Annotated in this window: 5 protein-coding genes and 1 pseudogene; 5 read left to right on the top strand and 1 reads right to left on the bottom strand. The window is 69.9% G+C overall.

Annotation, left to right across the window (positions count from 1 at the left end; all coding sequences use genetic code 11):
- Positions 1 to 129 precede the first annotated feature (129 nt).
- Positions 130 to 954, top strand: coding sequence for an aldo/keto reductase (locus QMG61_RS17120; protein ID WP_283495544.1), 825 nt, complete (start codon positions 130 to 132; stop codon positions 952 to 954).
- Between the two features lie 60 nt (positions 955 to 1,014).
- Here QMG61_RS17120 and QMG61_RS17125 read toward each other — a convergent pair whose 3' ends face one another.
- The gene (locus QMG61_RS17125; RefSeq protein WP_283495545.1) at positions 1,015 to 2,214 is read right to left on the bottom strand and encodes a PucR family transcriptional regulator; all 1,200 of its coding nucleotides are present in this window, start codon (positions 2,212 to 2,214) and stop codon (positions 1,015 to 1,017) included.
- 181 nt (positions 2,215 to 2,395) lie between these two features.
- On the opposite strand from QMG61_RS17125, the gene QMG61_RS17130 reads away from it, so the two are divergent.
- The 4 genes and pseudogenes from QMG61_RS17130 to QMG61_RS17145 all read left to right on the top strand — a co-directional run.
- A complete protein-coding gene (locus QMG61_RS17130) occupies positions 2,396 to 4,156 on the top strand; it encodes an aldehyde dehydrogenase family protein (protein ID WP_283495546.1) in 1,761 nt (586 codons plus the stop codon).
- 74 nt (positions 4,157 to 4,230) lie between these two features.
- Positions 4,231 to 5,838, top strand: a complete 1,608-nt coding sequence (locus QMG61_RS17135; RefSeq protein WP_283495547.1) for an AMP-binding protein — start codon at positions 4,231 to 4,233, stop codon at positions 5,836 to 5,838.
- Positions 5,835 to 7,529, top strand: a complete 1,695-nt coding sequence (locus tag QMG61_RS17140; protein ID WP_283495548.1) for a GMC family oxidoreductase — start codon at positions 5,835 to 5,837, stop codon at positions 7,527 to 7,529. The genes QMG61_RS17135 and QMG61_RS17140 overlap by 4 nt, the downstream gene beginning before the upstream one ends.
- Before the next feature lie 161 nt (positions 7,530 to 7,690).
- A pseudogene (locus tag QMG61_RS17145) lies at positions 7,691 to 8,295 on the top strand (hypothetical protein); the annotation flags it as partial.

The raw sequence follows: 8,295 nt of genomic DNA on the forward strand, positions 1-8,295 counted from the left end.
ACCCCGCACCACCCCACCCCCTCCCCGCGCCCAGCCTCCGCCGAACTGTGAGTTGTGTACGATTTCCGGGCCCTGAGGTGTGCTTTCCTCACAGTTCGGCGAAGTGGGGCGGGGCGGTTTAATGGGGGCATGACTTTCTCACCGCTGCTTCGACTCCACGACGGCCACAGCATCCCGCAGCTCGGTCTCGGTGTGTACAAGGTGCCGGATGCCACGGCCGCCGACACCGTGCAGGTCGCGCTCGAGGCCGGCTACCGTCACATCGACACGGCCGCACTCTACGACAACGAGACGGGCGTCGGCCAGGGCATCGCCCGGTCTGGCCTGCCCCGGGGCGAGGTGTTCGTGACCACGAAGGTGTGGAACGACCGCCACGGCTACGAAGACACCCTGCGCGCCTTCGACGAGAGCCTGGACCGGTTGGGCCTGGACTACGTCGACCTCTTCCTGATCCACTGGCCGGCACCTCGCCAGGACCGGTATATCGAGACCTGGCGTGCCCTCGAGTTGCTGCGCGCCGAAGGACGGGCCCGCTCGATCGGGGTGTCCAACTTTCACACCCATCATCTGGACCGCCTGCTCGCGGAGAGCGTCGAAACGCCGGTGATCAACCAGGTCGAGCTACACCCGTGGCTGCAGCAGTCCGCGGTGCGCGAATACGACTCCGCCCACGGCATCCTGACCGAGGCGTGGTCGCCGCTGGCCCGCGGGCGGGCGATCGGCGACGAGACCCTGGACCGGATCGGTGCGCGGCACGGCAAAACGGCCGCCCAGGTGGTCATCCGCTGGCACCTCCAGCTCGGAAACGTGGTCATCCCGAAATCGGTGACCCCGCTGCGCATTCGCGAGAACTTCGAGGTGTTCGATTTCGCCCTCGACGAGGGCGAGATGAATTCGATCGGCGGCCTGGAATCCGGCGAGCGCACCGGCAAGGACCCTGACGACCTGGACTGACGCGCCCAGCCGTCGGCGCACGGCAGGACCGCCGGCCGCAGGCGATCGGCGGTCCGAGCCTCAACGCCCCGCGAGCCGCGTTGCCCGGAGCGCCGCGTGCAGTTCGGCGGCGTCGGTCGGGCGGGACGGCATCCGCCCGGTGAGCTCGGTGATCCGAGCCAGCCGGTAGAGCACGGTGTTCCGATGGCAGTGCAGACGCCGACCGGTCTGCGCGGTCGACCCGTCCGCGGCGAACCATTCCTCGAGGGTCTGGAGCAGCACGTCAGCATCCTGCGCCGCGAGGACACCGCCGAGCACCGACTGCCGCAACTCGGCGGCGTAGCCCGGCTGGGCGACCAGGAGCAGGTCCAGCGGGGCGGCGCCGTAGGAGTGCGCGCCGATTCCGCCCGGGGTGACACAGCCGACCGCCATCCGGGCCTGGCGGAGCGCATCCGGCGCTCCGGCGACCTGCGTGAACGGCCGGCTGACCCCGACCCTGGTGGTCGCAGCGGCGGCCAGGGTCGCCCGAACGGCGACCGCCCCGGCCTCCGGGGAGACGGCGAGCAGGCCGACCTGGTCACCCTGCAGGGTGGTCCAGGCGGAAGTGACCCCGGCGGAGCGCAGGGTCTGCGAGATGCCCGGCAGCGAATCCGCCCCCGTGGAGCTCAGCTCGGCGGTGGCAAGCACGTACGTGCCGTGTTCGGGAAGCCCGAGCACGCGCAGCGCTCGACCGGCCTCGACCGGCGTGGCACTGCCGTCGAGCACGCTGAGCAGCAACAGGCTCCGTGCCTGCTGGTTCCGGCGGTCCTGCGCGTCGACGACCGCCCGGTACTCCTCTGCGGCGGCGTTCGAGAAGGTGTCGATCATCCCCCACACCTCTCCGGAGACGAGCAGCAACGCCTCGAATTTCTGACTGGCCACCGACCGGGTGACCAGCAGCTCCCAGATCTGTAGACCGGCCAGGCGATAGGCGTGCAGCAGGCTGGCCATCGGGATGCCGTGCTCCGCCTTGACCCGACCGGCTCGCCGCGGCGCATCGAGGGTGGCGGTGCCCTCGATGAAGGCCCGGGCAAGGGCGGCGATGTTCTCGCCGACGATCCCGCGCAATACGTCCGGGGGCAGCAGGCTCTGAGCCCCGTACGCCTGCTCTCCAGCGACGATCTGCGCGCAGACGGCATCGGCCAGGAGATCGGCGGAGTCGATCAGTCCGGAGAAGAGGTCGATCGCGGCATCTCTCGCGGCACCGCCGTCACTCTCGAGGGTTCCCTGTTGATCGGTCATGACGCCATGCTACGGTGCCCGAACTCGATTGTTTTGTGCGACCGCACAAAGAATCCGGGGGAAACCACGGCGACCGCCCATGGTGCCAGCCATGATTCGAAGCAATAGTGAAGCACGAACATCCGGTCGCGTTGTGCTCCTGAACAGGCCGCGCGCACTCGTCAACTATCAAAGGGGATTGATGACCGTCACCGAGCCGACCTTCGACCGGATGAACCCAGCGAAAGCTGCCGACCCGGATCCGGTGGTCACCCCCGCCGAACTCGACGCCCTGATCGCCGAGCTCAGCGCCGGCGAACTCCGCTGGGCCCGCACTCCCCTCTCGGAGCGGGCCGGCCTCCTTGGCGCCGTGCATGCCGCGGTCGCCGAGCAGGCCGAGAACTGGGCCCGCACCGCCAGCGAGATCAAGGGTCTGGCTGCCGCCTCACCGCTCGTCGGTGAGGAGTGGATCTCCGGCCCATACTCGGTCCTCACCGCCACCTCGAAGCTGGCCGCCAGCGTCGGCCGAATCGGCCGGGGCGAGAGCCCACTGGCCCAATCCCGGTTCGGCACCGCCCCCGGCAACCGGGTCACGGTGCAGGTGCTGCCGCACAACGCCCACGAGGCGCTGCTGCTGCACGGGTTCCGCGCCGAGGTGTGGATGCCGCCCGGTGTGACCGCCGGCACCGTCAAGGCGACGGCCGGTCTCGGCGAGCTCCACCCCACCCGCACGCAGGGCATTGGCCTTGTGCTCGGCGCCGGAAATATCACCTCGATTCCGCCGCTCGACGTGCTCTACGAACTCATCGCGAACAACCGGGTCGTGCTGCTCAAACTGAACCCGGTGCTGTCTCGGATGCTGCCGGTCTACCAAGCCGCGCTCGCCCCCCTGGTGCGGCATGGTGTCGTGCGGATCGTCGTGGGCGACGGCGCAGCCGGCGGTTATCTGGCGCATCATGCGAACATCTCGCACGTGCACATGACCGGCAGCGCCACCACCCACGACGCCGTCGTCTTCGGCCCGGGCTCGTCCGGCGCCGAGGGCAAGGCCGCCGGCACCCCACTGTTAGACAAGACGATCACCAGTGAGCTGGGCGGGGTGTCCCCCATCATCGTGCTTCCCGGCCGCTGGACGCGCCGCGACCTGCGCTATCAGGCCGAGCATGTGGCGACTCAGCGGCTGCACAATGGCGGCTACAACTGCATCGCCGGGCAGATGGTCGTGCTCAGCCGTGACTGGCCACAGAAGGACGCGTTCCTGGCCGAGCTGCGGGGCGCCATCGGCCGGGCGCCCGCCCGCCCAGCCTGGTACCCGGGGAGCGATCAGCGGGTGGCCGCGCTGGCCGCCGCGTATCCGTCCGCGGAGCGCCTCGGCGATGGCGGCCGGCTCCTGGTCGTGATCGGCGAAGGTGAAGACCATTCGGTGATCGGGTCGACAGAGGCGTTCTCTCCCGTGCTCGGCGTGATCGAACTGCCCGGCACCGGGGCGTCCTTTCTCGACTCCGCCGTCGACACCGTCAATCGGGATTTCGTCGGCACCCTGGGCGCGAACATCATCGCCGACCCGCGCACGATCCGCTCGCTCGGCACCGGGTTCCGTGAGGCCATCGCCCGGCTGCGTTACGGCACGATCGCGATCAACGCCTGGACCGGCCTCGGGTTTCTCACCGCGGCGGCCCCCTGGGGCGCGTACCCCGGTCACACCGTGGCGGACGTGCAGAGCGGAATCGGCGTCGTACACAACGCGCTGCTGATCGACTCACCGGAACGTACCGTCGCCAGCGGACCATTCCGGCCGTTCCCCCGGTCGATCGCGCACGGCGAGTTCGCGCTCTTCCCGAAACCGCCGTGGTTCGTCACGGCCCGCAGCGCGGCCGCCACCGGACGCCTGCTCACCGGTTTCGCTGCCCGGCCGTCCTGGCTGCGGATGCCTGGGGTGTTCGCCGCCGCCTTCCGCGCCTGAGGCGAGTCCCTCCCGCTCGGTCCCGCCAGTATTCTTTTCCTGAACAGCACTTTCCTCGAACAACGGAGTTCGCCGTGGTATTCACCAGTCCCCTGCCCGATGTCGTCATCCCCGACCTCAGCGTCTACGACTACCTGTTCGGCTCGATCGCCGAAGCCGACCTCGATCGGGTCGCCCTCATCGACGGGCCGTCCGGGGCCGAGACCAGCTACCGGACCCTGATCGGCCAGATCGACGCCATCGCGGGGGCGCTCGCCGCCCGCGGAATCGCCCCCGGCCAGGTCGTCGCGCTGCACTCGCCCAACGTGCCGGCCTTCGCCGCCGTGTTCCACGGCATCCTGCGCGCCGGGGCCACCGCGACCACCGTCAACGCGCTCTACACCGCCGAGGAGATCGCCGGCCAACTGCGCGGCTCTGGAGCGAGGATGCTGTTCACGGTGTCTCCGTTGCTCCAGCAGGCACTGCAGGCCGCCGCTCTCGCCGGTCTCGGCGCCGAGCAGGTCGTCGTGCTCGACGGCGCGCCAGGGCACGCCTCGCTGCGTGACCTGCTCGGCGCGGGACATGCTGCCCCCGAGGTGACCATCGACCCGGCCACTCACCTGGCCGTGCTGCCGTTCTCCTCCGGCACGACCGGGCACCCCAAGGGCGTCATGCTCACCCACCGAAACCTGGTCGCAAACGTCGCCCAGTCGCTGCCGTTGCTCGGCGCGAAGCCCGACGACCGTGTGCTCGCCGTGCTGCCGTTCTTCCACATCTACGGGATGACCGTGCTGCTGAATATCGCGCTGGCCGGCCGAGCCGGACTGGTGACCATGCCCCGGTTCGACCTCACCGACTTCCTGCGCTTCATCCAGGAGTACTCGGCCACGTATGTCTTCATCGCGCCGCCGATCGCGGTGGCGCTCGCGAAGCATCCGCTGGTCGAGGACTATGACCTGTCCAGCGTGCACACCATCTTCTCCGGTGCCGCCTCGCTCAACCACACGCTCGGCGCCGCCGTGGCCGAGCGGCTGGACTGCCGGGTGCGACAGGGTTACGGCATGAGCGAGATGAGCCCCGTCTCGCACGCCATCCCGCTCGACCGCGACGACATCCCGCTCGACTCCGTCGGCCTGACCCTGCCGAACATCGAGTGCAAGCTGATCGACCCGACCACCGGCGAGGAGATCCACCAGCCGGCCGAGGGCACGAGCGCGCCGGGCGAACTGCTCTGCCGGGGCCCGAACATCATGCTCGGTTACCTCGGTAACACGGAGGCCACCAGCGAAACGCTCGACGCGGACGGGTTCCTGCACACCGGGGACATCGCGACGGTGAGTGCGGAGGGCTACGTGACGATCGTCGACCGGTTGAAAGAGCTGATCAAGTACAAGGGCTACCAGGTGGCCCCCGCCGAGCTCGAGGCGCTGTTGCTCGGGCATCCGTCGATCTACGACGCGGCCGTCATCGGCGTGCCGGACGAAGACGGCGAGGAGGTTCCGAAGGCGTTCGTCGTGCCGCAGCCGGGCGCCGAGCTGAGCGCGGAGGACGTGATCGCGTTCGTGGCCGGCCAGGTCGCCCCGCACAAGAAGGTGCGCCGGGTGGAATTCGTCGAGCGCATCCCGAAGTCGGCATCGGGCAAGATCCTGCGGAAGGACCTGCGCGCCGCGGAGGCACTGCGCTCGGCGGAGGTCGCGCGATGAGCGGGGGCACGCCCGGCCCAGGTCGCGACGGCGGTTCGTCGAACGCCGGGTCGTTCGACGCCGAGTCGTTTGAGATGGAGTCGTTCGACTATGTGATCGTGGGAGCCGGGTCGGCCGGCTCCGCCCTCGCGGCCCGGCTGAGCGCCGATGCCACCTGTACCGTGCTGCTCCTGGAGGCCGGACCGGCGGACAAGAAGACGGAGATCCACATTCCGGCCGCCTTCGCCCAACTCTTCCGCTCGGCCCTCGACTGGAACTACGACACCACCCCGCAGGCGCCCCTCGGCGGGCGCAGCGTCTACTGGCCGCGCGGCCGCGTGCTCGGGGGTTCCTCCTCGATGAACGCCATGATGTGGGTGCGCGGGTTCGCGGCCGACTACGACGGCTGGGCCGACCAGGCCGGACCGGAGTGGTCCTGGGCGGCCCTCCTGCCCTACTTCCGCAGGGTCGAACAGGTCGCCGGCGCGACGGATGCCTCACACGGCAGCGACGGAGCGGTCCGGATCGAGCCCCAACGCAGCCCCAGCCGTCACACGCGTACCTTCCTGGCCGCCGTGTCCGAGCTCGGCCACACGGTCGAGACCGCGAACGCCGCGCAGCCGGGGGGCTTCAGCCAGACCATGGTCACCCAGCATCGAGGTGCCCGGGTCAGCACCGCGGACGCCTACCTGAAGCCGGCGCGGCGACGCCGCAACCTCACCGTGCGCACGGGCGCGCAGGCCACGCGCGTTCTCTTCGAGGGCCGGCGGGCCAGTGGCGTCGAGTACCTGCAGGGCGACAGCCGGCACCGGGTGCTGGCGCGGCGGGAGACGATCCTCTGCGGCGGCGCCGTCAACACCCCGCAGTTGCTCATGCTGTCGGGCATCGGCGACGCCGACGAACTGCGCAGGCACGGCATCCCGATCGTGGTCCACTCACCGGAGGTCGGCGCGAACCTGCGCGACCACCTTCTCTCCGGCCTGGTCGCGGAGACCGCCGGAGACACCCTGTTCGACGCGCAGAAGCCCCGGCAGATCGCCGACTATCTGCTTCGGCGCCGCGGCATGCTCACCTCGAATGTCGCCGAGGCCTATGGCTTCATCCGCACGAACCCGGAGCTGGACCTCGCGGACATCGAGATCATTTTCGCCCCGGTCGCCTACGTCGGGGAGGGCCTCGTGCCCACGCCCGAGCACGGGCTGACGGTCGGCGCGATCCTGTTGCAGCCCCGCAGTACCGGACAGGTGAGCCTCGCCTCGGCGGACCCGTTGGCGAAGGCGCTCGTTGACCCTCGGTACCTGAGTGATCCCGACGGCGCCGACCTCGCCACCCTGCTCGCAGGGCTGGCCTGGTGCGAGCGGCTCCTCCAAACCCCGACCATGCGCGGCGACACCACGGGCCGGCTGATCATGCCGCCCAACGGCGCCGCGATGAGCAGCGCCGAGCGGCTGGCCCTGGCGGTGACCGACCACGCCCACACGCTCTACCACCCGGTCGGCACGGCACGGATGGGTTCCGACCCGGCCTCGGTCGTCGACCCGGATCTGCGCGTGCGCGGCGTCGATGGGCTCCGGGTTGCCGACGCGTCGATCATGCCGATGATCATCCGCGGCCACACCAACGCCCCCACCATCGTCATCGGCGAAAAGGCGGCAGACCTCCTGCTGGCCGCCCGGGCCCAGGACGCCGTGACAGCCGCCCAGTCCCGCTGACCCACCAAGGTCGACCCCGCCACGGCGGTCGACCCCAGGTGGGTCAGCGCGCGCGGCCGGTGGTCGAGCCTGTCGAGGCCAGTGGATAAACCTTCGAAAAACTTATCCACAAGACGTGACAAACTCTCACATCTGTGTTCCATTCTTGCTAAAATCATGTTATGACCACCCCGGCAGAACAACTCAGACAAGCGGCAGATGCCGTCGCCCGTCTGGGCTGCAACAGTGCCGACTATGAGGCACTCTCGGATGCCGCGGCCCTGGCTGGTCAGCGTGACATCGCGACCGCCCGCCGTCTCCTGGAAACCTGCGCCGCGTGGATGGCCGGCACCATCGCCCGTCGTTCCCGCCCGGAGCTGGGCCACTCGGGTCTCGCCGCCCGACAGGGGTTCCTCTCCCCGGAGGCGATGATCCAGAAGGTCACCGGCTCCAGCAAGAACGAGGCGTTCAAGCTCGTCGCCGTGGGCACGATGCTCGCCCGCACCGAGGCCGCGGACCGGCAGGCCGAGCAGACGCTCACACCCGGCGATACCACCGTGGACACAGATCCGGGCTCGCCCGGCCCTGAGGGCCTACTCAGACCCCCCGCGAGTCCGACCGGACCCACGGGATCACCAGCCCCCACGGGATCACCAGCAGCCACGGACACGCCCGCGTCGTGGCAGGCCCCGATCGCCCGCGCCGTCGCCGCCGGCACCCTCTCCGTCGACGCCGCCGAGTCCATCCGTCAGGGCCTGGGCGATATCGACACCGCCGTGACAGCAGA

The organism is Cryobacterium sp. PH31-AA6 (assembly GCF_030063195.1).
GTDB lineage: Bacteria > Actinomycetota > Actinomycetes > Actinomycetales > Microbacteriaceae > Cryobacterium.

What these genes read in the sequence shown, in the direction of transcription:
- QMG61_RS17140 (WP_283495548.1), top strand. Translation starts at nt 5,835, where the DNA reads ATGAGCGGGGGCACGCCCGGCCCAGGTCGCGACGGCGGTTCGTCGAAC.
- QMG61_RS17125 (WP_283495545.1), bottom strand. Translation starts at nt 2,214, where the DNA reads ATGACCGATCAACAGGGAACCCTCGAGAGTGACGGCGGTGCCGCGAGA.
- QMG61_RS17120 (WP_283495544.1), top strand. Translation starts at nt 130, where the DNA reads ATGACTTTCTCACCGCTGCTTCGACTCCACGACGGCCACAGCATCCCG.
- QMG61_RS17130 (WP_283495546.1), top strand. Translation starts at nt 2,396, where the DNA reads ATGACCGTCACCGAGCCGACCTTCGACCGGATGAACCCAGCGAAAGCT.